At 77.1% G+C, this 25,857-nt stretch carries 7 protein-coding genes; all 7 read right to left on the reverse strand.

Features of this window, described 5'->3' with window-relative positions; all coding sequences use genetic code 11:
• Positions 1-32 precede the first annotated feature (32 nt).
• A complete protein-coding gene (locus ACFVU7_RS09670) occupies positions 33-13,940 on the reverse strand; it encodes an SDR family NAD(P)-dependent oxidoreductase (protein ID WP_388044825.1) in 13,908 nt (4,635 codons plus the stop codon).
• Positions 13,941-14,292: 352 nt separating this feature from the next.
• Complete coding sequence (locus ACFVU7_RS09675; RefSeq protein WP_049659805.1) at positions 14,293-14,604, reverse strand: hypothetical protein; 312 nt, start codon at positions 14,602-14,604, stop codon at positions 14,293-14,295.
• Positions 14,605-14,758: 154 nt separating this feature from the next.
• The gene (locus ACFVU7_RS09680; RefSeq protein WP_380779176.1) at positions 14,759-15,298 is read right to left on the reverse strand and encodes a hypothetical protein; all 540 of its coding nucleotides are present in this window, start codon (positions 15,296-15,298) and stop codon (positions 14,759-14,761) included.
• A 446-nt stretch (positions 15,299-15,744) separates the two neighbouring features.
• Positions 15,745-17,631: a hypothetical protein gene (locus ACFVU7_RS09685; RefSeq protein WP_388044826.1), complete on the reverse strand. Its 1,887-nt coding sequence runs from the start codon at positions 17,629-17,631 to the stop codon at positions 15,745-15,747.
• Complete coding sequence (locus ACFVU7_RS09690) at positions 17,628-19,700, reverse strand: hypothetical protein (RefSeq protein WP_388044827.1); 2,073 nt, start codon at positions 19,698-19,700, stop codon at positions 17,628-17,630. Before ACFVU7_RS09690 ends, ACFVU7_RS09685 begins: the two co-directional genes overlap by 4 nt.
• Entirely contained in the window at positions 19,697-22,255 is a 2,559-nt protein-coding gene (locus ACFVU7_RS09695) for a hypothetical protein (RefSeq protein ID WP_388044828.1), read from the reverse strand. Before ACFVU7_RS09695 ends, ACFVU7_RS09690 begins: the two co-directional genes overlap by 4 nt.
• On the reverse strand, positions 22,252-25,812 hold the full coding sequence (locus tag ACFVU7_RS09700; protein WP_388044829.1) for a tubulin-like doman-containing protein: 3,561 nt from the start codon (positions 25,810-25,812) through the stop codon (positions 22,252-22,254). Before ACFVU7_RS09700 ends, ACFVU7_RS09695 begins: the two co-directional genes overlap by 4 nt.
• Positions 25,813-25,857 lie beyond the last annotated feature (45 nt).

The following is a 25,857-nucleotide window of genomic DNA, read 5'->3' on the forward strand; positions in this document are numbered from 1 at the left end:
TCGGGCGGCCCGCGGGAGGGTCGGCGGTACGGTCATTCGATGCCGAACTCCTTGCCCAGGAGGTCGAAGACCTCGTCGTCGTCCGCGGCGGCGAGGCGCTCGGAGACGTCCTGGCCGGCGGCGGTGCCGGCGCCGTTGCCGCCGCCGGTGGCGGGGCCGCCGGCACGGCGCTGGAGTCGTTGCCACTTGGCGCTCAGTGCGGCGAGCTGCGCCGCGACGGCCTCCTCGTCCCCGTCCGTCCCGTCGCCGTCCTCGCCGAGCCGGTCCAGCAGGCCCGACAACGAGGCGTCCAGCCGGTCGAGTTGGGTGCGTACGGAGTCCGGGCCGGCGCCGAGCTCGCGCAGCAGGTGCGCGGCGAGGGCGGCGGACGTCGGGTACTCGAAGACGACGGTGGAGGGCAGGGTGACGCCGGTGGCGGCGGCGAGCCGGTCGCGCAGTTCGATGGCGGTCAGGGAGTCGAAACCGAGGTCCCGGAAGGCGCGTTCGGCGTCGATGTCGGCGGTGCTCCCGTGCGACAGCACCAGGGCCGCCTGGGCGCGCACCAGGTCCGTCACCGCGGCCGGCCGGCGGGCGGCGGGCAGGGCGAGGACGGTGCGGGCGAACTCGGGTGCCGTGCCGCCGTCGGCCGGGCCGGCCGGTTCGGCCGCCGGGGCGGCCGCTTCCGGCAGGTCGGCGAGGAGCGGGCTCGGGCGGTGCAGGGTGAAGGCGGGCGCGAAGGTCCGCCAGTCCACGTCGGCGATGGTGACGAGCGCGTCGCGTCCGTCCATGGCCTGGCCGAGCGCCCGGACGGCGGTGCCCGGGTCCAGGACGCCCAGGCCGTGCCGGACGGAGGACCGGGCGCCGGCGCCGCCGTCGGCCCAGGGGCCCCAGGCGACCGAGGTGGCGACCTGTCCGCGGGCCCGGCGCTGCTCGGCGAGGGCGTCGACGAAGGCGCTGCCCGTGGCGTAGCCGGGCACCAGGGCGCTGCCCCAGGTCGCGGCGACGGAGGAGAACAGGACGAAGTCGTCCAGGTCGAGGTCGGCGGTCAGTTCGTCGAGCCAGCGGGCGCCGGCGGACCGGGCGCCGGCGACGTCGGCGAGTTCCCGCGCCGTGGTGTCGGCGACGGCGGTGGCCTGTCCGGCGCCGACGGCGTGCACGACGCCGCGCAGGGCGGGGCCGCCGTCGGCGGTGATCTGCCGTAGCAGGCCGCCGAGTTCGGCGCGCCGGGTGGTGTCGCAGGCGGCGATGGACAGGGCGGCGCCGGAGGCGGCGACGTCGGCGGCGAGCCGGGCGACGTCGGCGGTCAGCGGTTCGCCGGCGGCGAGGACGACGCGTTCGGCGCCGCGCCCGGCGAGCCAGCGGCCGACCTCGGCGCCGATGGCGCCGGTGCCGCCGGTGACCAGGACGGTGCCGCGCCCGGGCCGGGGGGTGGCGGCGGCCGCGGCGGCGCGGACCAGGCGGCGGGCCAGGATGCCCTGCGGGCGCAGGGCCGTCTGGTCCTCGGCGACGGCGCCGGACAGCAGGGCGGCGAGCCGGCTGCCGGTGCGGTCGTCCCAGGCGCCGGCGGGCGGCAGGTCGACCAGTCCGCCCCAGTGCCCGGGGTGTTCGAGGCCGGCGACCCGGCCCAGTCCCCAGACCTGGGCCTGGGCGGGGCTGCCGCTCTCGCCGGGGCCGGTGGCCACGGCGCCGGAGGTGAGCACCCACAGCGGGGTGCCGGGGGCGCCGGCGCCGAGCTGCTGGATGAGGTCGAGGGTGGCGGCCACGCCCCGGGTCATGGTCGGGTGCCCCTGGTCCGGGGACTCGTCCAGGGCGAGCAGGGAGACCACGCCGGCGGGCGCCGGGTGGGCGGCGAGGGCGGTGCGGTCGGCGTCCGGCAGGGTGCGGACGTCGGTGGCGCCGTGCTCGGCCAGGGCGCGGGCGACCTTCCGGGCGGTCTCCGGGTCGGCGGCCGCGCCGACCAGCAACCAGCTGCCGGTCAGTTGCGGGGGTGCGGGGTTCTCGGCGGTCCGGGTCCAGGTGATCCGGTAGCGCAGGCCGGTCAGCGCGTCGTCGGGCTCGGGGGCGGCGGGCCGGGCCGGTTCGGGCCAGTAGCGGCTGCGCTGGAAGGCGTAGGTGGGCAGGTCGACGAGGGTGCCGGGGCCGTGCACGGCCGCCCAGTCGACGGGTGCGCCGGCCACGTAGGCGGTGGCGAGCGAGGTGAGCAGGCGGCGGGCGCCGCCGTCCTGGCGCCGCAGCGTGCCGGTGACGACCGCGGCCTCGCCGAGGGTGTCCCGGACGGCGCCGGTCAGCGCGGGGTGCCCGGACACCTCGACGAACACCCGGTGCCCGCTGTCGCCGAGGGTCCGTACGGCCCGTTCGAACTCGACGGTGCCGCGCAGGCTCGCGTACCAGTAGTGGGCGTCCAGCTCCCGGCCGTCCTGCCACTGCCCGGTGTACGCGGAGACCAGCGGGACGTCGGCCGCGCGGGGCTCGATGCCGGCGAGGGCGGCGAGGATCTCCTCGCGCAGCTCCTCCACCTGGGGGCTGTGCGAGGCGTAGGCGATCGGGACGCGGGTGGTGCGGCAGGTGGGCGGGCAGGCGGCGGCGAACTCGTCGAGCGCGTCGGGGTCGCCGGAGACCACGCAGGAGCGGGGGCCGTTGACGGTGGCGAGCGCGAGCCGTCCCTCGAAGCCGGCGAGCCGTTCGCGCACCGTGTCGGCGGGCTCGGCGACGGAGAGCAGGCCGCCGCGTCCGTCCAGGGTGCGCAGGGCCCGGCTGCGCAGGGCGGCGACCTTCGCGCCGTCCTCCAGGGTGAGGGCGCCGGCGACGGTCGCCGCGGCGATCTCGCCCAGGGAGTGGCCGACGACCGCGTCCGGGGAGACCCCGGCGGCCTGCCAGACGGCCGCCAGCGCCACCGAGACCGCCCAGACGGCGGGTTGGAGCACGTCGGCGGCGAGGAAGTCGTGCCGGCCGGCCAGCACGTCCGCGAGGTCCCAGTCGACGTACGGGGCGAGGGCCCGGGCGCACTCGTCCAGCCGGTCGCGGAAGACCGGCGAGACCTCGGCGAGTTCGCGGCCCATGCCGATCCACTGGCTGCCGTGGCCGGGGAAGACGAACACGGTGCGGCCGGTGCCGCCGGGCGCGACGGAGCCGGTGACAGCGTCGGGCGAGGCCTGTCCGGTGGCCACCGCCGCGGCGGCGGGCAGCAGTTCGGCGTGGTCGGCGCCCAGCAGCACGGCGCGGTGGTCGTGCGGCGGGCGGGTGGTGGCGAGCGACCAGGCCACGTCGCCGACCGGCAGGTCGGGGCGGGCCAGCGCGGACTCGCGCAGCCGGCCCGCCTGGGCGGCGAGGGCGCGCGGGTCGCGGGCGCCGACCGGCCAGGCGACCGGTCCGCCGGTCAGCACCGGGGCGGGGCCGGCGTCCGGCGTCGCGTCCGGCGTCGCGGGCGCGGGCCGGGCGGGGGCCTCCTCGATGATGACGTGGGCGTTGGTGCCGCTGACGCCGAAGCTGGAGACGCCGGCCCGGCGGGGCCGCTCGCCGTCCGGCGCCCAGGCGACGGGCCGCTGCAGCAGGGCGACGTGCCCGGCGGTCCAGTCGACGTGCGGGGTCGGGGTGTCGGCGTGCAGGGTGCGCGGCAGCTGTCCGTGCCGCAGGGCCAGGACGATCTTCATGATCCCGGCGACGCCGGCGGCGGCCTGGGTGTGGCCGATGTTGGACTTCACCGAGCCCAGCCACAGCGGCCGGTCGGCGGGCCGGTCCTGGCCGTAGGTGGCGAGCAGGGCCTGGGCCTCGATCGGGTCGCCGAGTTCGGTGCCGGTGCCGTGCGCCTCGACGGCGTCCACGTCGGCGGCGGTGAGGCCGGCGCCGGCCAGCGCGGCGCGGATCACCCGCTGCTGGGAGGGGCCGCTGGGGGCGGTGAGCCCGTTGGAGGCGCCGTCCTGGTTGACGGCGCTGCCGCGGACCACGCCGAGCACCTGGTGGCCGTTGCGGTGGGCGTCGGAGAGCCGTTCGACCGCGAGGACGCCGACGCCCTCGGCCATGCCCATGCCGTCGGCGCCCTCGCCGAAGGCCTTGCACCGGCCGTCGGCGGCCAGGCCGCGCTGCTGGGAGAAGCCGACCAGGTCGCGCGGGGTGGGCATCACCGTGACGCCGCCGACCAGGGCGAGGTCGCACTCGCCGGCCCGCAGCGCCTGGGCGGCGGAGTGCAGGGCGACCAGCGAGGAGGAGCAGGCCGTGTCGACGGTGAACGCCGGGCCCTCCAGGCCGAGGAGGTAGGAGACCCGGCCGGACAGCACGCTGGTGGCGGTGCCGATCATGGCCTGGCCCTCCAGGCGGTGGTCGGCGTGGCCGGCGGCGCGGGCGGTGAGGTGGTCGTAGCCGGAGCCGAAGCCGCCGACGAACACGCCGGTACGGCTGCCGCGCAGGCCGGTGGGGTCGATGCCGCCGCGTTCCAGGGTCTCCCAGACGACCTCCAGCAGCAGCCGCTGCTGCGGGTCCATGGTGACCGCCTCGCGCGGGCTGACACCGAAGAAGGCGGCGTCGAACTCGGCGGCCTCGTGCAGGAACCCGCCCTCGCGGGCGTAGAAGGTGCCGGGCCGTTCGGCGGTGGGGTCGTAGAGGGCGGCGAGGTCCCAGCCCCGGTCGGTGGGCAGGCCGGTGACGGCGTCCTGTCCGGCGTCGAGCAGCTGCCACAGCTGCTCGGGGGTGTGGATGCCGCCGGGCAGGCGGCAGCCCATGGCGACGATCGCGACCGGGTCGGCGAGCGGGTCCGCGCCGGTGGCGCGCGGTGCGGCCGGGGCGGCGGTGTCCGGTCCGCCGCCGACCAGTCGGGTGCGCAGGTGCGCGGCGAGCACCTGCGGGTCCGGGTAGTCGTACAGCAGGGTGGCGGGCAGCGGCAGGCCGGCGGCGGTGCTGAGCCGGTTGCGCAGTTCGACGGAGGTGAGGGAGTCCAGGCCGAGTTCGCTGAAGGCGCGGCCGGGCTCGACGTCGGCGGCCGAGGCGTACCCCATCACGGTGGCGGCCTCGTCCCGGACCAGGTCGCAGAGCAGCCGGTCCTGCGCCTCGGCGGAGGTCAGCGCCGACAGCCGGACGGCCAGCGGGTGCTCCGGCTCGGCGGCGCGCGGCACCGGGTCCGCGGCGTCGGCCGCGTCGGCGGCCCGGATCTCGGGCAGGTCGCGCATCAGCGGGGCGCGGCGCAGCTGTTCGGGGCCGCGGGCGGTGGCCATCGCGGCGAAGTCGACGGCCATCAGCGACAGTACGGCCAGCCGGGGGTCGGGGTCCTCGACGGCGGCGGCGAGGGCGCGGACCGCGTCCTCGGGCTCCATCAGGACCTCCCACTTGTTGCGGGCGAGCCGCCGGCGGGCGCCTTCGCTGGCCTGGCCGACGCCGCCGCCCGCCCACGGGCCCCAGGCCAGCGAGGTGGCGGGCAGGCCGCGGGCGCGGCGCTGCTCGGCGAGGGCGTCCAGGTAGGCGTTGGCGGCGGCGTAGTTGCCCTGGCCGCCGTTGCCGAAGGTGGCGGAGATGGAGGAGCAGAGGACGAAGGCGTCGAGGTCCAGGTGGGCGGTCAGCTCGTCGAGGTGGGCGGCGCCGCCGGCCTTGCCGTCGAAGGTGCGGGCCAGGCGGGCGGCGTCCAGGCGGTCCAGGACGCCGTCGTCCAGGGCGCCGGCGGCGTGCAGCACGGTGGACAGGGCCGGTCCGGTGGCGGCGACGCGGTCGAGCACGGCGGCGAGCGCGGGGCGTTCGGCGGTGTCGCAGGCGAGGACGTCCACGGCGGCGCCGGCGGCGGCGAGTTCGGCGGCGAGCGCGGCGGTGCCGGCGGCGGCGGGGCCGGAGCGGCTGGTGAGGACGAGGCGGCGGGCGCCGCGCTCGCGGGCGAGCCAACGGGCGGCGTGGCCGCCGATGTGGCCGGTGCCGCCGGTGACGAGGACGGTGCCGCGGGGGGCGAGCGGCCGCCGGTCGGCGGGGCGGGGCGGCCTGGGGGCGTGGGCGAGGCGGCGGGGCCGCAGGCCGTCGGCGCGCAGCGCGACCTCGTTCTCGTCACGGGCGGCGAGGACGGCGGCCAGGCGGGCGGCGGCCCGCTCGTCCCACTGCCCGGGCAGGTCGACCAACCCGCCCCAGCGGTCGGGGTGTTCGGCGGCGACGGTGCGGCCCAGGGCCCAGACGGGGGCCTGCTGCGGGTCGGCGGCGCCGGTGCCGGGGTCGGTGGTGACGGCGCCGGCGGTCAGCAGCCACAGCGGGGCGGGGACGGCGGCGTCGCCGAGGGCCTGGACCAGGGCCAGGGTGGCGGCGAGGCCGCGGGCCACGGCGGGGTGGGCGGTGAGCGGGGCGGTGTCGAGGGCGAGCAGGGAGAGCACGCCGGCGGGCCGGGCGCCGTCCAGTGCGGTGGTGAGCCGGCGCGCGTAGTCGGCGCGGTCGGCCTCGGCGGTGTCCAGCTCGACGGTGACGGTCCGGGCGCCGCGCTCGGCGAGGGCCGCGGCGCAGGGGTGGACGGGGTGTCCGGCGGGGGTGGGCACCAGCCAGGTGCCGGTGAGCCGCGCGGGGGCGGGCTCGGGGGCGTGGGCCCACTCGGCGAGGAAGCGCCAGTCGTCGGTGGGGTCGGCGGCCGGGCCGTGGGCGGCGGGGGCGGCCGCGGCCGGGCGGGCCGGCGGCCAGAAGCGGCGGTGCTGGAAGGCGTAGGTCGGCAGTTCGACGCGCCGCGCGGCGTCCCGGACGTCGGCGGGGGCGGGCAGCACGGCGGTCCAGTCGACGGGCAGGCCGTGGACGTGGGCGGTGCCGATCGAGCGCAGCAGCCGGTCGGCGCCGTCGTCGTCGCGGCGCAGCGTGTCGATCACCAGCGGGTCGGGCAGGTCGGTGCGGGCGGCCAGCGTCTCCTGGACGGCGGGCAGCAGCACCGGGTGGGCGGAGACCTCGACGAAGGTGCGGTGGCCGGTGGCGGCGAGGGCTTCGACGGCCTCGGCGAAGCGGACGGTCTGCCGGACGTTGGCGTACCAGTACCGCGGCCCCAGCTCCTCGCCGTCCACCAGCCGTCCGTGGACGGTGGAGAACAGCGGGACGGCGGCGGGGCGCGGCCGGATGTCGGCCAGCAGCCGCGGCAGGGTCTCCGCCAGCGGCTCGCACAGCCGGGAGTGCGCCACGAAGTCGGTGACGGGCACGCGCCAGCGCATCGCCTTGCGCTTGCGCAACACGCGTTCGAACTCGACGAGCGCGTCGGGTTCGCCGGAGACGACGGTCGTGGCGGGGGCGTTGACGGCCGCGACGGCGAGCCGGTCGCCGAAGGGTTCCAGGAGTTCGCGCACCAGCTCGACGGGCAGCACCACGGAGAGCATGCCGCCCTCGACGCCGAGGCCGGTCAGCGCGGCGGCGCGGACGGCGACGATCCGGGCGGCGTCCTCCAGGGTGAGCGCGCCGGCGACGGTGGCGGCGGCGATCTCGCCCTGGGAGTGGCCGACGACCGCGTCGGGGACGACGCCGGCGGCCTCCCAGACGGCGGCGAGCGAGACCATCACGGCCCAGAGCAGCGGCTGCATGACGGCGGCGCCGTCGGGCGCGGGGGCGTCGGGCTCGCCCGCGAGCACGGCGTGCGGGTCCCAGTCGACGTACGGGCGCAGGGCCCGCGCGCACGCGGCGAACCGGGCGGCGAACACCGGTGACTGCGCGGACAGCCGCCGGCCCATGCCCTCCCACTGGCTGCCCTGGCCGGGGAAGACGAACACCCTCCGGTCCTCGCGGGCGGCGCTCTCGCCGGTGAGGGCGTGCTCGGTGTCCTGGCCGGTCATCAGGGCGGCCAGGCCCCGGCCGAGTCCGGCGGGGTCGGCGCCGACGACGACGGCGCGGTGCTCGAAGGGGCTGCGGGTGGTGGCGAGCGCCCGGGCCACGGCGGCGGGCGGCGGGGTGTCGGCGGCGAGGGCGTACGCGTGCAGGCGGCCGGCCTGCGCGGCCAGGGCGTCCCGGCCGCGGGCGCTGACCGGCCAGGCGGTGACGTCCGTACCGGCGGCGAGCAGCGGCGGTCCGGCCGGGGCGGCCGGGTCGTCCTGCGGCGGGCCGGCGGGGGCGGGGAGGTGTTCGGGGGCCTGTTCGATGAGGACGTGCACGTTGGTGCCGCTCATGCCGAACGCGGAGACGCCGGCGCGGCGCGGCGCGTCCTGCGGGGTCGTCCAGGGCCGCTGCTCGGTCAGCAGCCGTACGGCGCCGGACTCCCAGTCGATCTCCCGGGACGGCTCGTCCGCGTGCAGGGTGCGAGGCAGCGTGCCGTGCCGCATGCCGAGGACCATCTTGACGAGGCCCGCGAGGCCGGCGGCGGTCTGGGTGTGGCCGATGTTGGACTTGGCGGAGCCGAGCCACAGCGGCCGGTCGGCGGGGCGGTCCCGGCCGTAGGTGGCCAGCAGGGCGTGGGCCTCGACGGGGTCGCCGAGGGGGGTGCCGGTGCCGTGCGCCTCGACCGCGTCGATCTGGTCGGGGGTCAGGCCCGAGGCGTCCAGGGCGGCGCGGATCACGCGCTGCTGGGAGAGTCCGCTGGGGGCGGTGAGGCCGTTGGAGGCGCCGTCCTGGTTGATGGCGGTGCCCCGTACGACGGCCAGCACGGGGTGGCCGAGGCGCCGCGCGTCGGAGAGCCGTTCGACGGCGATGGTCGCGGCGCCCTCGGACAGGCCCATGCCGTCCGCTCCGGCGGCGAAGGGCTTGCAGCGGCCGTCGGGGGCGAGGCCGCGCTGCCGGGAGAAGCCGACCAGCTGGCTGGGGGTGGACATCACCATCACGCCGCCGACCAGGGCGAGTTCGCACTCGCCCGCGCGCAGCGCCCGGCCGGCCAGGTGCAGGGCGACCAGGCCGGAGGAGCAGGCGGTGTCGATGGTGAGGGCGGGGCCCTCCAGGCCGAGGGCGTAGGCGACGCGGCCGGAGATGATGCTGCTGGAGTGGCCGGTGACGAGGTACCCCTCGGCGGCCGGGTCGCCGTCGGCCAGGCCGTCGCCGTAGCCGGTCAGGGTGGCGCCGGCGAAGACGCCGACGGGGGTGCCGCGCAGCGATTCGGGGGCGATGCCGGCGCGTTCGAGGGCTTCCCAGGAGGTCTCCAGCAGCAGGCGCTGCTGGGGGTCCATGGCGAGGGCCTCGCGCGGGTTGATGCCGAAGAAGGCGGCGTCGAAGTCGGGGGCGTCGTGCAGGAAGCCGCCGCGGTGGGTGACGGACTTGCCCTGGCGGGCGGGGTCGGGGTCGTAGAGGTCCGGGTCCCAGCCGCGGTCGGTGGGCAGGCCGCCGATCACGTCGGCGCCGGAGGCCAGCAGGTCCCAGTACTGGTCGGGGGTGGTGACGCCGCCGGGGAACCGGCAGCCGATGCCGACGATGGCGAGCGGCTCGTCGGGGTCGGCGGCGGCGCCGTCCCGGGCGGGCGCGGCGGCGTCGGTGCCGGCGCCGGTGCCGAGGGCCGTCGCGGCGAGGTGGGCGCCGAGCGCGGCCGGGGTGGGGTGGTCGAAGACGATCGTGGACGGCAGCCGCAGGCCGGTGGCCGTGGCCAGCCGCTTGCGCAGTTCGACGGCGGTCAGCGAGTCGAAGCCCAGGTCGCGGAAGGCGCGCTGGCCGGCGATGTCGCCCGCGTCGCGGTGGCCGAGGACGGCCGCCGCGTGGGAGCGGACCAGGTCGGTGGCCAGGCGCTCCCGCTCGGGGGTGCCGGCGGCGCCGGCCAGGGCGCGGGCGAAGTCGTTCCCGGTGGTGTCCGCGCCGTCGGCGGCGGCCGTGGGCGCCCCGGTGGCGGCCGCGCCGCCGTCGAGGGCCCGGCGGGCGGCGGGGATGCGGTCCAGCAGGGCGCTGCGGCGGGCCGCGGTGAACACCGGCGCGAAGTCGTCCCAGGCCATGTCGGCGAGGGCGAGGTAGGGGCCGGTGGCGCCGGCTCCGTCGGCGAGGACGCGGCCGAGCACGTCCAGCGCGCGGTCCGGGTCCAGGAACCGGGTGCCCTGGCGGCGCAGCACGTCGCCGGTGATGGTGGCCGGCCCGTGCGGGCCGAAGGCGTCCGGTGCCGTCCAGTCGCGGGTGTCCCACACGCCCCAGCCGAGCGAGAGCGCGCCGGCGCCGCGTGCCGCGCGCCGCTCGGCGAGCGCGTCGAGGTGGGCGTTGGCGGCGGCGTAGGCGCCGTGCTCGGCGCTGCCCCAGGCGGCGGCGATCGACGAGAAGAGGACGAACTCGTCGGCGTCGGCGACCAGTTCGTCGAGGTGGTCGGCGCCGGCCGCCTTGCCGGCCAGGGAGGCGGCCAGGCCCTCGGGGTCGGTGTCGTCGAGGCGGGTGAGGTGGAAGGCGTTGGCCGCGTGCAGCACGGTGGACAGCCGCGGGCCGGTGGCGGCGACGCGGTCGAGCAGGGCGGCGAGCGCGGAGCGGTCGGCGAGGTCGCAGGCGAGCACGTCGACGGCGGTGCCGGCCTCGGCGAGGGCGGCGGCGTGGGCCGCGAGCCGCGGGCCCGGCCCGGAGCGGGTGGGCAGCACGAGGCGCGCGGCGCCGCGGCCGGCCAGCCAGGCGGTCAGGTGCGGGCCGATGGAGCCGGTGGCGCCGGTGACGAGCACCGTGCCGCGCGGGGACCAGCCGCCGTCCGGCCCGGCCGGGCCGGGGGCGGTGCGGGGCGCGTGGACGAGCCGCCGGGCGAAGGCCCCGGCGCGGCGCAGCGCCACCTGGTCCTCGGCACCGTCGGCGAGCACGGCGGCCAGCCGGGCGGCGGCCCGCTCGTCCCACTGCTCGGGCAGGTCGACCAGTCCGCCCCAGCGGTCGGGGTGCTCCAGCGCGGCGACCCGGCCGAGCCCCCAGACCTGGGCCTGGACGGGGGCGGGCGGGGCGTCGTCGGCGGCGACCCGGACGGCGCCGCGGGTGAGCGCCCAGAGCGGGGCGTCGACCCCGGCGTCGCCGAGGGCCTGCACCAAGGCCAGGGTCGCGGCGGTGCCGTGCGGGACGGCGGGTGCGCCGGGCAGCGGCCGGGGGTCCAGCGCGAGCAGCGACAGCACGCCGGCCGGCTTCGCGGGCGCCCCGGGGAAAGCGGCGAGCGCGGCCGTGAGCTCGGCGGCGAGCGCCTCGCGCAGCACCGCGTCGGTGCGCAGTACGACGGCCTCGGCGCCGTGCGCGGTCAGGGCCTCGACGTGCCGGGCCGGGTCGCTGTCCTCACGGGCGACGACCAGCCAGGTCCCGGCCAGGGCGGGGGCGGTGGGGCCGAGCGGCTCCCAGGCCGTGCGGTAGCGCCAGCCGTCCTCGGCGGCGGTGACCGCCGCCTGCGGCGCGGCCTCGACCCGGCGGGGCCAGTAGCGGCCGCGCTGGAAGGCGTAGGTGGGCAGGTCGGCCCGCTCGGCGCGGGGCAGGACGGCGGTCCAGTCCACGGGCGCGCCGTGGGCGTACGCCTCGCCGAGGGAGGCGAGCAGCCGCGCGGCGCCGCCGTCGTCGCGGCGCAGTGTGCCGACGACCACGGGGTCGCGGTCCGCCAGTTCCTCGCCGACGGCCATGGCCAGCACGGGGTGCGGGGACACCTCGACGAAGGTGTCGTAGCCGTCGTCGCCGAGCGTGCGCACGGCGCGGGCGAACTCGACGGTCTCGCGCAGGCTGGCGTACCAGTAGGCGGGGTCGAGCTCCGGCCCGGCGAGCCGGCGGCCGTCCATCGCGGAGACCATCGGGATCCGGGCCGTACGGGGCTCGATCCCCTCCAGGGCGGCGGTGACGTCCTCGCGCAGCTCCTCGACGTGGGCGCTGTGCGAGGCGTAGTCCACCGGCAGGACGCGGGTGCGCACGTCGGGGTGGAGCGCGGCCAGCTCGTGCAGCGCGTCCGGGTCGCCGGCGACCACCGTGGCGGACGGGCCGTTGACGGCCGCGACCGACAGGCGCTCCCCGAACGGCTCCAGCCAGCCGCGGACGGTGTCGGCCGCGCCGTCGACGGCCATCATCCCGCCGCGCCCGGCGAGGGCGGTCAGGGTCCGGCTGCGCAGGGCGACGACCTTGGCGGCGTCCGCCAGGGACAGGCTCCCGGCGACGACGGCGGCGGCGATCTCGCCCTGGGAGTGGCCCACCACCGCGTCGGGGACGACGCCGGCCGCCTCCCAGACCGCGGCCAGCGAGACCATCACGGCCCACAGCGCGGGCTGCACGACGTCGGCGGCCTCGAAACCGTGAAGGCCCGCCAGCACATCGTCCAACTGCCATTCCACGTACGGCGCGAGGGCCTCGGCGCACTCGGCCAGCCGGGCCGCGAACACCGGCGAGGCCTCGGCCAGCTCGCGGCCCATGCCGACCCACTGGCTGCCCTGGCCCGGCAGGACGAAGACCGTCCGGCCGGTGCCCTCGGCGCGGGTCTGCCCGGTCACGACGTCCGCGGCGGGCTCCCCGGCGGCGAGCGCGGCCAGGCCCCCGGCCGACTCCGGGTCCAGCAGCACGGCGCGGTGCTCGAAGGCGGTCCGGGTGGTGGCGAGCGACCAGGCCACCTCGGCGGCCCGCGCCCCGGGGCGGGTGGCGAGGTGGGCGGAGAGCTTGCGGGCCTGCGCGGCCAGCGCCTGCGGGGTGCGCCCGGACAGCACCCAGGCGCTCGACCCGGGCAGGACGGCCGGGGCGGCGGCCCGCGCCGACTCCGCGGCCGGGGCCTGCGGCTCGGGCGCGTCCTCCAGCACCAGGTGGGCGTTGGTGCCGCTGATGCCGAACGCCGAGACGGCCGCGCGCCGGGGGGTGTCGTCCGCGGGCCGGGGCCAGTCCACCGGCCGCTGCAGCAGCCGCATCCGGCCGGCCGTCCAGTCGACGTACTCCGAGGGCCGCTCGGAGTGCAGGGTTCGGGGCAGCACGCCGTGCCGCAGCGCCATCACCATCTTGATCACACCGGCGACACCGGCCGCGGCCTGGGTGTGGCCGATGTTGGACTTCACCGAGCCCAGCCACAGCGGCCGGTCGTCGGCGCGGCCCGCCGCCTGCCCGTAGGTCTCCAGCAGGGCCTGGGCCTCGATCGGGTCGCCCAGCCGGGTGCCCGTCCCGTGCGCCTCCACGGCGTCCACGTCGGCCGCCGTCAGCTGGGCGTTGTCCAGGGCGGCCCGGATGACGACGCGCTGCGAGCTGCCGTTGGGCGCGGTCAGCCCGTTGGAGGCGCCGTCCTGGTTGACCGCGCTGCCGCTGATCACCGCCAGGACGGGGTGCCCGTTGCGGCGCGCGTCCGACAGCCGCTCCAGGACGACCATGCCGGCGCCCTCGCCCCAGCCCGTGCCGTCGGCGTCCGCCGAGAAGGGCTTGCAGCGGCCGTCGGCGGCCAGGCCCTGCTGGCGGGAGAACTCGCGGAACAGCACCGGCGAGGACATCAGGGTCGCGCCGCCCGCCAGGGCCAGGTCGCACTCCTCGGCGCGCAGCGCCTGCACCGCCAGGTGCAGGGCGACCAGGGAGGAGGAGCAGGCGGTGTCCACCGTCACGGCGGGGCCGACCAGGCCGAGGGTGAAGGAGATCCGGCCGGAGAGCACGCTGTTGGCGGTGCCGGTCAGCAGGTGGCCGGTGGCCTCCGCGAAGTCCAGGCCGGCGTCGCTCCCGTAGGCCGCGGCGGAGGAGTAGACGCCCGTGAACACGCCGGTGCGGGAGCCGTGCAGGGTGGCCGGATCGATGCCGGCGCGCTCGACGGCCTCCCAGGAGGTCTCCAGCAGCAGCCGCTGCTGCGGGTCCATGGCGAGGGCCTCGCGCGGGCTGATCCCGAAGAAGGCGGCGTCGAACTCGGCCGCCTCGTACAGGAAGGCGCCCTCACGGGTGGTGGAGCCCGGCAGGTCGGGCGAGTCGTAGAGCCCCGCGGTGTCCCAGCCCCGGTCGGCGGGGAAGCCGGCGACGGCGTCGGCGCCGTCCGCGACCAGCCGCCACAGCGCCTCGGGGCTGTCGACGCCGCCGGCGTAGCGGCAGCCCATGCCGACGACGGCGATGGGCTCGTGCCTGAGCCGGTCCAGTTCCGTCCGGGTGCTGCGCAGTTTGGCCGTCACGACCTTGAGGTAGTCGCGAAGCTGCTGTTCGTCGGCCATGGCGGCCCTGCTCCCCCCGTAGTGAACTGCGAGTCGACGTGCTGACCGCGCGCGTGCACGACGAGCGCGGCCCTGCCACTGGAGTACGTGTTCTTCACGGTGCTGCCACCGCACCGCTCCCGCCGGGCGGGCGGGCACGCGGAAGACCGCGGCCGACCGCTCCTCGCGGCGGCCGCGCTCCTCCCCCGGTGCCCGGCGGTGCTGCGGCGCGGATCCCGCGCGCCTGCCGCGGGATCACTGTCCGGCTCCCGCGCGGTTGCCGCGGGAACGGCGCCCGGCTCCCGCGCGGTTGCTGCTCGGCCTCCGCGCAGGAGTCGGCCTCAGTCCCCGCGGGGCGGGGACGTGCGTGCCGTCAGGAGACGGCCTCGGCCGCCTCGTTGACGGCCTCCTCGCCGCCCTCGGCCGCGGCCGGCTGGGCGGGCACGCTCAGGCCCGGGACGGACAGGTCCGGGACGGCCTTGACGGCCTCGAAGCCGGCCTCGATGGCCTCGGCGAGCGTGGCCGTGACCCCGTCCTCGAATTCGATCCGGGTGACCGGGACGTCGGCGTTCGTCGGGAGGGTGTCGTCGACGAACGCGATGTCGGCGCGGCTCGCCTCCTTCAGGGTGACCTTCTCCTGATCGTTCACTTCTCGGTTCAGGACAAGCGAGAATCGGTGCGTCATGATTGGCCGCTCCTCTGGTGGATGCGAGATTATATTTCAGGCAAGGCGCAGGAATACTGCAGGCCGACTTCGACTTTATCGGCGGTCCGACAAAGGCACAAGATCCGATCGGAATTACGGCGGGGATTAGAAATCGATTAACGCCGACGGGAAATCAGCCGGTCCGGCCGAAACCCCCCGCGAAGCCATTCCCCCCGGCCGGCGCGGCACCCTTCGGGGAAACCCCCGGCGCAATGGCGGCCCGCTTCACCGGGACGGGCTCCTCACCGCGCTCCAGCCGCCGCCGCACATCGAGCGCCGTCGCGGGCGACACCCCGGCCGTCCTGGCCAACTGGCGCAGCGAGGCCTTCGGGTTCTCCCCGAGGAGCTCCGCCACGCGCAGCCGCCCGGCCGCGCCGTTCAACGGGCGGGACTTGCCGTCCCGGCCGATCCGGAATCCGGATTCCGCCACGGATTCCGACAGGCGCCGCAGCTCGGCAACGGTTCGCGCGCCAAGGCCGGTCGACTCCGCGACCGCCCGGTCGGACAGCGAGGGATGGGCCTGGAGGATCCGCAACGCCGCCTCGGCGCGCGCGGCCCGCTCCGCCGGCCGGCCGCCCCCGGAGGCCGCTTCGGATGCTCCGACCGGACCTCCCGGACCCCGGCCGCCATCCGCACCGACCGGAGTCGGAGCGGTGCGCAGGCGCTCCCCCATGCTGAACTCCCCCTTCAGAACACGCCGACCCAAGTCCCCATCGCGCCGGTACAACACCACCCGCGGAATCACCGGCAAATTGATTGCTTCATTCGCGGAACCCGGCAGCGGGATTCAGAGCCCAATCCTTCCGCCCCTATCCCCGCCCACCCCTCCGCGGCCGACCGGTGTTCAACTGCGACGCGACATCAGTTGAACACCCGACTGGCCCCCGCTGTCCAAACACCCCCCCGGGGTTCGATCAATATCGAAGCTTTCCGTTGATCATAGGCGCGGCTGTCACGGAAACGCAACACTTTCCTGACCCACCAGTTCACGCCATTCCCTGCACTCACATCCATCACAAGAGTCACGCAAGTCACAGAAGTAACAGAAGCGGAATCCGACATGTCGGATTCCGCTTCGTGGCAGACCCGGCCACCCGGTGCCGGCGGGCGGCCGGCGCGTCAGCTCCGGACGATCCAGATCGTGCCGATGGCCACGAGCGCGGCCAGCAGGAAGAAGAGGACGATGGCGATCAGGTCCCTGTCGTCGCCCTGGTCGGGCTTTCCGGGGTACCGCCGGCCGCGCGCGGGGAGGAGCGACGGGCCCGCCGGTGCCGGGGCCGGCGGGGGTTGCGGTGGGGGCGGGTCCTCCGGTCGGGTCGGCACCGGGAGGGCCGGGGCCTCGGCCGGTCCTTCCACGGCCGCCTCCTCCGGCGGGGCCGGCCGGGGCGGCGGGCTCGGCGGGGGCGGGGCCGGAGGCGTGTGCGCCCGCACCGGCGCGACCGGTGGGAGTCCGTGGAGCAGCCGCTGCCAGAGCACGGGCGGCAGGTCGGGCGGGAGGCCCTCCGGGGACGGCCCGCCCGGCGGGGGCACCAGGCCGCGGAGCAGTTCGGTCTCCAGGGCGGAGCTGGAGACGAGGAGTCCCGTGAGCCAGCGGTCGAGCGCCGCGGCGTGGCGCTCCTCCCGGACGTACGGCGAGACGGCCCAGGCGAACACCCAGACGGAGCGCCGGGAGAGTTCGCCGTCGTCGGCGCGGGAGCCACCGCCCTGGTCGGGCCCCGCGCGGAAGAGGTAGAGCCGCTGGCGCAGGACCTCCGTGCAGAGTGCGGCCGCCGCCTCGGCGTTCCGGTGCCCCCGGCCCCGGTGCAGGTGACAGAGCAACTCGGTGGTCGCCCGGTAGGAGAGGTCCTCCTCCCGGAGCAGCAGGAGTGCCTCACGGCCGGTCAACCGGCGGATCCAGCCGTCCAGTTCCTCGGCTTCGGCCGGGTCGGGGCGGGGGTTGCGCAGGACCGCGTGCAACCGTCCGGACGCGGGCGAAGGGGCGGGTGGCTCAGGTGGGGACGGTGCGGCGGACGGCGGCCGGGGCTCCGTGTACACCGACCCCCCGTCGTCCCCCGGCCCCTCGCCGGGATCGCGGGACTCCGGGCGGCGGTTCGTGTCGAGGACGCGCGCGAGCCTCCGCAGCCGCTCCTCCGCCGGCAGGCTCGCGCCGTCCCGCAGTCCGTCCTTCAGTTCCGGCAGGCCGGCGCCGCCGGGCCCGCGCTCGACCGCGGCCAGGCAGCGGCCGACCAGGCGGGCCGCGAGCTCGTGCGCGCGGTCGTCCTCGGGCCGCCTCGGGTCGACGCGGTAGCGCGCCCGCTGCCGGCCGCCGTCGGTCGACCAGTCGGAGACCCAGGTGGCCAGCAGATCGTGGCGATCCGTCATGTCGTGGGTGGCGAAGGTCCAGGGGCGGCCCAGCCACAGCCCGAAGATCTGGAGAAGGCCCGCGACGACCACGCCGGACCGGTTCTGCTCCGGCCACCCCGGCAGGGCGTCACTGCGCAGCGAGAGGCGGCACTGCGGGTGGCGCAGCAGGGCGGCGGTGGCGGCGGTGAGCGTGTCACGGACGTCCGGCAGGAGGGCCAGGGTGTCGGCCCAGGCCGGCACCACGGTCGCCTCCAGGTCCGCCATCGCGAGCCGGGGCTGCCCACCGTGGGCCTGTTCGGCGAACTCCTGCCCGCTCCACGTCCAGTCGCGCAGGGCCAGGCAGGTGCGGGGGCCGAGCAGGCCGGTCGGCCCGACCAGGACGTGGGCGGCCGTGTTGGGCCGCCCGCCCGGGTCGGCCGTGGGCCAGCGCTGGACGAGGGCGGCGCGATCGTCCCGCAGCCGGGTGCGGACCACGCTGGGGCACGGCGCGCCGTCGACCCGCAGGAACGGGGCGAGCTCCTGGCCGAGCTCCTCGGCGTCCTCCTCGGGGCAGGACCAGGCGGCGGCGGTCAGGCCGGCGCTGCGCCGGCCCTGGTTGCCCTGCCAGCGGAAGACGATCTGGTCGACGGCGTCCCGGTCGGAGCCGGGGCCCTGAGCACTCATCGGTCCACCTCGTCGACGGGTCGGCCCTCGGGGAGTTCGACGATGCCGTGCATCGCGAACAGCGAGAGCAGGGGTTCCAGGACCCGCTGGGCACGGACGCCGCGCGGGTAGCGGCTGTCCTCCTGCCGGCCACCGGTCGCCGAGGCCACGTGCAGGGTGCAGTGCAGAGCGGTGTCGAAGGGGCGCAGCCAGGCCTTTCCGGCATCGCGGTCGAGCAGTGCGTACACGTCGCGGCTCTCCTCGTGGAGCCGTCGGCGGCTCAGTGCGGTGTGGCCCGGTTCGCCGAGCCAGCGGTCGACGGGGGGTTCGGACCGCAGCAGGTCGGCCTTGGCGACGACCACGGCGGACGGGACGGTCAGGTAGGGGCCGGTGCGGGGGACGCGGTCCAGGACGGTGGCGAAGGCCGGGTCGCCGTCCCGGTTGACGTGCTGGTCGAGCGTCGTGCGGACCTCGTCGAGCTGGGCGAGCGGCATGGCGATCGTGGGGTCGACGACGAAGATCAGGGCGTCGATGCCCAGCAGGAACCGCAGCAGGGCGTCCGTGCGCAGCAGGTCCTCGCCGGCGAGGTCGAAGAACGCGAGCGGCCTGGTCCGTCCGGACGCGTCGGTGATCAGCAGGGACTCGACGAACCGGGCGGTCTCGTCCTGGCCGAGGCCGGCGGTGTGGGCGAGCACCCGGCCGTCGCGCAGCGGCACCACCCGGCTGTTCAGGAATCCGGCGTGCTGGCGCGGGTTGACGGACTGCCAGCTGATGCCGTAAGGCTTCAGCCGGTCGTCGGCGATCTCGGCCACCATCTGGGTGAGCAGGTGGCTCTTGCCGGTGTTGGACTGCCCGATCATGGCCACCGTCAGCGGGCGGCCGTTGGTCAGGTAGGGGACGGGGATGTGGTGCTCCCGGACGGTGCCGTTGCCCGGGCAGAGCTGGAAGGCGCCGCGCAGTTCGTCGGCGAGCAGTCGCGGGTTGGGCTGGGCGTGCGGGTTGTAGGGGCGGAGCTCCTGGACGGCGTCGGGGGTGTGGAGGGCGGTCGGGTCGTAGCGGATCGGCTCCAGGCAGTACGGGCAGAGCACCTCGCCGGTCGGAGCACCGGCCGGGTGGCCGACGGCCTCGCCGACCGCTTCGCCGGGCGCCACCGCGCCGGCCGGACGCTTCGACGCCAGCGCCCGGTCGTACCCGGCGCGGTGCGCGGCGAGCCCGTCGGCGGGCAGCCGGTCGGCGGCGGGGGCCCGGTCGGGGGCGAGCAGGGCGAGCAGGGCGGCCGGGGTGGGGCGGTCGGCGGCGCGCGGGGCGAAGGAGGAGCCCATGGTGTGCGCGAGCGAGCGGTGGTCGGCCAGGTCGGGCGGCGGCCGGTCCGGGGCGCCGGGCCGGCCGGTGACCAGGCTGTACATCACCTGGGCGGCGCTCCACAGGCCGTCGCGGGGGTCGCTGCGACCGGCCCCTTCGCGCACCTCCGGCGGTGCGTACGGCGCGGCGCCGCGCGGTGTGCGGGGGCGGCCGGTGTGGGTCACCGCGTCGAGGCCCCAGAGCTGGATCCGCCGGCCGTCCCAGCGGACCGTCTCCGGGGCGATCCCGTGGTGGACCAGGCCGAGCTCGGCCAGCACGGCGAGGGCGTCCACCAACTCCTGTTCGATGACGCGCAGTTGGGCGCCGGGTAGCCCGTGCATCCGCTCGACGGTCCGGCCGCGCGGCGGCCGGTAGAGCGCGAACGGCTCGGCCGCGTCGAGCTCGTAGCCGATCAGGACCGGGAACGGCCCGCTCGCGCCGGGGGCTCCGAGCGCGCGGTGCAGCCGCAGCGCGACCGCGGTCTCGGCGTCGATGGCCGCGGAGGAGGCGAAGGCCGCCTGGGCGCCGCCGGGCGCGTCCGTCCCGGCGGCCCGGACCTGGACGCACTTGACGGTGTTGTTCAGCAGCGTGTTGCGGGTCCGGACCGGGCCGCGGGAGAGCGGGCCGGAGTCGGGGCCGAACCGGGCCCAGGTCCGGTTCCGCCGCCCGTCGGGGGTCAGGAAGGACAGCTCGACGTGTTTCGCGCGGGCGGGCTCGCCGGACCGCGGACCGGGCCCCGGGGTGGTCACCACTCGTACTCCTCGCTCTCCGGTGCTTCGTCGTGCCACTGCCGGACGGTCCTGACGACACCGGGTTTCAGGCCGGTCAGCCGCAGCAGGCCCGCGTACCGGCCGGCCGCGGTCAGCACCTCCCGCTCCCCCCGCGGGCCCGGCGCGCCGCCGAAGTACCCGTCACCGTAGGGCGTGTCGGGTCCGACGGTGTCGCGGGCCGCCTCCGGGCCGAAGCGGATCAGCGCGACGGCCGACGGATCGCGGCTGAGCAGGTCGAGCTGCTCCGACGCGTTCAGCTGGACCACGGTGTGCCCGTCGGGGTCGAGGGCGGTGGAGTCGGCGGCCCGTCGGGCGTCGATGCCCAGCAGGCCGACCGGCCCGCCGCGGTCGCGGTGCGGCGAGGCGAAGGGCGGGGCGGAGAGCACGTCGTTGTGCCGCAGGTGGTCGCGGGCCACGCCGAGGAGCTCCCGGACCCGCTCGGCGATCCGTTCCTGGGCGGCGTCGCCGACGTGGCCGCGCTCGACCGCGCCCCAGTACGGTTCCAGCGCGGTCAGGGCGGCGTCGGTCAGATCGCCGGTCAGCACCGTGACGAGGTCGGGGCCGCCCTTGGCCTCGCCGCGCTCCAGCCAGGGCGGCACGACCGCGGTGGGCCCGGGATCCGCCCCGGCGCCGGACCCGTCGGCCCCGAAGCCGACCCCGAAGCCGGAGCCGCTGTCGCCCGCGGCGCCGAACTCCCCCGCGGACCGCGGCGGTTCGAGGTTCCAGTCGTAGTCCTCCGTCCACGACGGCTCGTCGAACTCGGGCCCTTCCTCACCGGACTCGTACAGCCAGAGCTCGGCCCCCTCCTCGGAGCCCTCGGCTCCCTCGGCCGCCTCGGGCCGGTCGGCGGCGAGGCCGCGCGCCGCCTCCTCCTCCGCGGTGTCGGCCGTCGTCCGCAGCACCCCGACCACGGCCAGCGCGGCGTCCGCGCAGTAGCGCCGCTCCTCGACGGCCCAGAACTCGCGCAGCGCGCGGGTCAACAGGGCGTCCAGGCCGTCGAGTTCGCCCCGCAGCGGGACGACGCCGCGCTCCCGGCCCCAGCGCTGGGCGTAGCCGTGCCACAGCCCCAGCAGCAGCCGGCCCCAGCAGCCGAGGGCGAGCAGCAGGGCGAGCGCGGCCGCCCAGACCGGCAGACCGGTCAGCCAGGCGCCCGCAACGCCCCCGGCGGCGCCGACGAGCGCGGCCGCGCCGAACCACGACGCGTACACCGCCCGCGCCGAACCGCCCGGCAACCGGCGGGCGACCAGCAGCACGCCCACCAGGACCAGCACGGGGACGGTCAGCGCGGCCGGCAGGGCCGCCCCGCTCCACAGCCCGCCGAGGACGCCGGTCAGCGCCGTGAGGGCGAGGACGCCGGCCCCCGGCGGGTCGGGCTCCGGGCGCCGGCCGTCCGGTCCGCCCGCGCGCAGCCTGTCGAGGGCGGCGAGCAGCGGCGTGTTGGACAACGGCTGCACCTGTTCGGCGAGCTGGGCGAAGCGCTGCGCCACCGCGCGCAGCGGCAGCCCGTCGCGCAACAGCCCCAGAGCGAGGCTGCGCAGGCTGTCGCCGATCCGCTCGCCGCTGGTGGCGGCGGGCGCCACGGCCACCCCGAGCCGGGCGAGCCGGGCCGCGGACTCGGCGGCGGGCTGCGCACCGGCCGTCCCCCCGTCGCTGCGCAGGACCTGTCCGACCACATCGTGGTAGCGGTCCAGTGCCTGCCGGGCGCGGCCGAGCGCCGACTCCAGCTCGGCGCGGCCCGCGCCGGTGAGCAGGCCGGCGGGCCTGCCGAAGGCCAGCAGTCCGGCGTCCGCGTCGGCAAGGGCCTCGGCCGCCGCGTCGTGGGCCCGGGCGGCGTCTCCGCCCTCCTCCCGCCGGCCGGGGCTGCCGGAGGCGGCGCCGACGGCCAGCGTGGAGAGGGCGGGCGGCAGGTCGGCGCCGGTGTGGGCCGCCGCCCCGGCCGGGGCGGCGGTGCGGGAACCGGCGAACCGCAGCAGCGCCTCGCTCCACGCCTGGCTCCGGACCTCCGGGGCCAGGCCGTGCTCCAGCACCCGCAGACCGGGCGCGGCCACCCCTTCGGGCAGCGCGCCCAGCACGTCCAGGGTCTCGTCGAACACCTCGGGGAGTCCGAGCAGGTCGACCAGGACGGCCAGCGCGTGCGGGTCGTCGGGCGCGGCGGCCCCGGGCCGGCCGTCGCCGGCGTGGAGGTCGCCGGCCCAGATCAGCCCGGCCTCGGGGCCGCGCAGGGTGTCGGGACGGACCAGTCGGCGCTCGGCCGGGTGGCCCTCGGGGGGATGGGCGGTCAGGTCGCCGACCAGCAGGCAGAGCACCCGCACCCGGCCGGGCGCGGGGTACCCCATCAGCTGCTCGTACCTGGTGCGGTGTCCGACCAGGCCGGCGGGGGTGTCGACGACCAGGAAGCGGTGGTCGTGCGGCCGCGGCCGGGGGAGCCGGGCGGTGACGGCGTTCCGCAGGTCGGCCGGGTCGGTGCCGGCGAGTTCGGCCGTGCGGAGGTCGAGGTGGACGACCGGGGTGTGAGGACGGATCGACTCACTCATGCCGATTCGCCTCCGTCACGGCCGCCGGCCTGTCCGTCGAGGTCGTCGTAGTACCAGGACGGCGGCTCGGCGGGCCCGTGCTGCGGCTCGGCCGGCTTGCCGTACGGCTCGGCGGGCTTGCGGTACGGCCCGCCGTTCTCGTGCCGGTGGTCGGGGGCACCCCGGCGCTCATCGTCGCGGTCGCGGTCCTGCTCCAAGGCCCGAACCCGTTCGGGCTCACGCTCCCACCTGCCGTCCCGCTCCCGCGCCCGGTGCCGGTCCTGTTCGGGCCCGCTCTCCCGCTCCCGGTCCGGACCGGTCTCGCGCCGGCCACCGCCGTCGGCGGGCCGGACGGTGCCCCAGTCGTTCTCCTCGCCGCGCGAAAGCCGCGCGGGCCCGTCGTCCTCGACCTCCTCGATCTCCTCGACCGGACGCGACGACAGCTCGCCGCGCTGGACCGCCTCCAGGAGCCGGCCCAGGTTCGGCTCGACGGCGCGGTGGTCGGGGAACTCCGCCTTCAGCGCCTCCGGCAGGGTCTCCGCCCAGAACTCCCACAGCGGGCGGAACCAGCCCTCGACGCGCTCCCCGCCCGACTCCCGGCGGGACGCGAGCAGGCGCAGCTGCTGCGGCGCGATCTGCTCGACCAGCCGGACGAACAGCGGGTCGGGACGGCCGACCGACCGGGTCAGCCCGACCGGACGGGCCTCCATCAGCTGCTCGCAGTAGTCCCAGACCGTCCGCTCGTCGTCCAGCACGGTCCAGCGCTCGTAGGCGCGCAGCAGCTCGGCCCAGCTGGAGACGCCGTCGTGCTGCGCGCCGAGGCGCAGCCGCACACCCGGCGCGTCGGTGCCGCGCTCGCGGTGCAGCCGCAGCCGGATCACCCGGGGCGAGTCCTCGGAGCCCTCCAGCACATCCACCTGGCCGTTCCACAGCAGGCAGAGCAGCCGGTGCAGCACGTGCCGGCGGTCCGCCTCGGTGGACACCAGCCAGTCGTCCCGGTGGCCCAGGCGCTGGCGCCAGCGCAGGACGTCCTCGGCCTGCTCCCCCTCCCTCGCCTTGGCCCACTGGCGCAGCACCTTGCGGACCTCGGGCACCTCGGTGAGGCTCATCTCGCTGCGGAACAGCACGACCGTGATCGACTCCGTCTCGACGCCGCGGAACTCCGCCCGCGCGTCCCCGGGCAGCCGCAGCGCCCGGCGCAGGTAGTCCACTGCCTCGTCGACGTTCCCGACCTTCGGGTAGGTCACCAGCGCCTTGAGCGGCCCGGTGCCCTCCGGCACGAAGCCGGCCGGCAGCAGGCCGGCCACCTTGCGGCCGAACTGTTCCAGGGCCTCCCTGCTGACCTGGTCGCCGGCCTCGGCGCTGCCCGCCGCCGCGGCCAGCAGGACCCCCATGGACGGCAGCAGCGGACGCTCCTCCAACTGCTCGCCGCCATCCGCGAAGAGCCGCTTGACGCCGGCCTCCACGATCGCCTTGACCCCGCCGACCGCGCCGTCGGGGTCGCGCCGGCTCGCGGCGTGCGCCGTGCGCCACTCGTCACCCCCGACCAGCCGCAGCAGCAGGGCGGCCTGGTCCCCGCTGTCGGCCAGGCCCTGGCTGGTGGCGAGCCTGGCGACCAGGTCGTCGTAGAAGTGCCGCAGGTCGCGCTGCGGCGGCAGCAGGTAGGAGACGCCGGTCCGGTCCTCGTACAGCACCCGGGACTGCTCGGCGAAGGCCTTCGGCTCCTGCGCGGAGTGCCGGTGCAGGGCCTCGACCAGGCGGGTGACCTCCCGCTCCAGGGCCCGGGCGGCCGGCTCCCAGCGCTGCTGCTGGTCCCGCCAGCCGTCGTGCCAGATCTGTCGGCCGCGCCAGCGGTACCAGGCGTCCTGCTCGCGCAGCACGGTCTGGACGTCCTCGTCCCCCCAGCGCGGCTGGGCGAGCCCGTAGGCCCGGCGCCTGATCCGGGGCACCGGCGGCGGCTGGTCCGGGGTGCCCGGGGGCAGGGCCGGGCGCCGGGTGCGGTTGTCGAGCAGGCCGAGGAAGCCGAGGCGGGCGAGGTCGTTGGCCTCCTCCGGCACCCCCTTGACGATCCGCTCGACGGTGAACGGGTCGACGGTGGCGAGCAGTTTGTCCACCGCCCGCCGGGGCGCGAAGTTCTGCGCCATGTCCGCGGTGCGCTGCGCCACCCGGCGGGCCAGGTCGGCGAGGGCCTGCTGCATGTCGCCCTGTCGGGCCATCAGCGCGGCCTCGATCGCCGAACCACCGCGCGGCTCCGAGGCGAACGGCTGGAGCTCCAACGCCCGGCGCTCCAGGAGTTCCTCCAGACCGGAGTCCGCGAACATCTGCTTCACCAGCTCCTCGGCGGGCCGGTGGGTGCGGCGGGAGCCGCTGCTCAACTGCTCGACCGAGGCGCGCAGGAAGCGGCCCGAGACCAGGGACGCCAACTCGTCCACGGGCGCGGTCATCGAGGCGACCAGGCTGGTCGAGACGCCCTTGCGGCCGATCCCGGCGTCGGACACGATCGACCGGGACACCCCGCGGTTGATGAAGCTCTGGGCGAAGGTCTGGTAGTCGTCGTCGGCCCGGGACCGCCCGTTCTCCCGGCCGTCGCCGAGCTCGGTGCCGATCAGCGACATCACCAGCGAGACCATCGAGCGGCGCAGGTCGTCCTGGCGGATGCCGGCGGTGCGGCTGAACAGGAAGGCGGTCGGCAGGATGCCGCTGCGCAGCCGGATCGGCGCGGTGTGCGGGTAGCGGATCCGCAGCGTCAGGTCCTTGTCGAGGTCGCCGAGTTCGGCCCCCTCGATCGGCGCGTTCTGCTCGTCCACCAGCCGGAACAGGTCGACCAGGGCACGGGCGGAGTTCAGCTCCGCCTCCCGGCCGCCCCCGCGCGCCGCCGGGAACGCGGAGGGCATCACCACCAGCGGGTGGATCTTGACTCCGTCGAGGCGCTTCTCCTGGAAGGCGTGGTTGATCAGGTGCAGGTAGTCCAGGAAGATCCCGGCGCCGGTGCCACCGGCGACCGAGAAGGCCACGAAGACGTCGCAGCCGGTCACCTGGCCGCCGCCGAGCTGGCTCAGGACACCGCCGGCGCGCGCGAGCACGTCGATGGCGTCGGTCAGCGGGGCCAGCACCGGGTCCAGCCCGTCGCGGAGGGTGCCGAACAACCCGGCGCGGCCGACCGTCGGCAGCTGCCCGGCGCCGTTCTTGAGCGGGACGACCCTGGGCTCGTTGGCGCGCGGCGGCAGCCAGGAGGCCGTCTCGTCGGAGAGGCTGGCCCGCAACATCTTGGTGATGTCGGGCGAACTGTCGTAGTTCGGCAGCAGGTTGGGGGTGGCGCGCGAGGTGCGGCTGTACGCGGCACGCAGCGCCGGATCGGCGGTGGCGAGCGGCAGGTGGGCCAGGTCCGCCTCGCTGAAGTCGGCGTAGACGAACTGCAGGCAGTCCGGCAGCTGGTGGGGCGCCATGCCGCCGATGTGGGTGAGTGCGGTGCCGTCGGGGCCGCACAGTTCGGCGCGCAGGCGCCGCTCCAGTTCGGCGCCGACGAGGCCGCCGGTACCGCCCAGGCCGACGAACAGCATCGGCTGGAAGATCTTCATGGGTTCCGCCTTCATCCGGCCGCGCGGGCGCGGCCGGCTCGGGTA

Source organism: Kitasatospora sp. NPDC058046, from assembly GCF_042885595.1.
Classification (GTDB): Bacteria; Actinomycetota; Actinomycetes; order Streptomycetales; family Streptomycetaceae; genus Kitasatospora.

Excerpts from the sequence above, each read along its gene's own strand:
- ACFVU7_RS09680 (WP_380779176.1), bottom strand. The coding sequence starts at position 15,298 with ATGGGGGAGCGCCTGCGCACCGCTCCGACTCCGGTCGGTGCGGATGGC.
- ACFVU7_RS09695 (WP_388044828.1), bottom strand. The coding sequence starts at position 22,255 with ATGAGTGAGTCGATCCGTCCTCACACCCCGGTCGTCCACCTCGACCTC.
- ACFVU7_RS09670 (WP_388044825.1), bottom strand. The coding sequence starts at position 13,940 with ATGGCCGACGAACAGCAGCTTCGCGACTACCTCAAGGTCGTGACGGCC.
- ACFVU7_RS09700 (WP_388044829.1), bottom strand. The coding sequence starts at position 25,812 with ATGAAGATCTTCCAGCCGATGCTGTTCGTCGGCCTGGGCGGTACCGGC.
- ACFVU7_RS09685 (WP_388044826.1), bottom strand. The coding sequence starts at position 17,631 with ATGAGTGCTCAGGGCCCCGGCTCCGACCGGGACGCCGTCGACCAGATC.
- ACFVU7_RS09675 (WP_049659805.1), bottom strand. The coding sequence starts at position 14,604 with ATGACGCACCGATTCTCGCTTGTCCTGAACCGAGAAGTGAACGATCAG.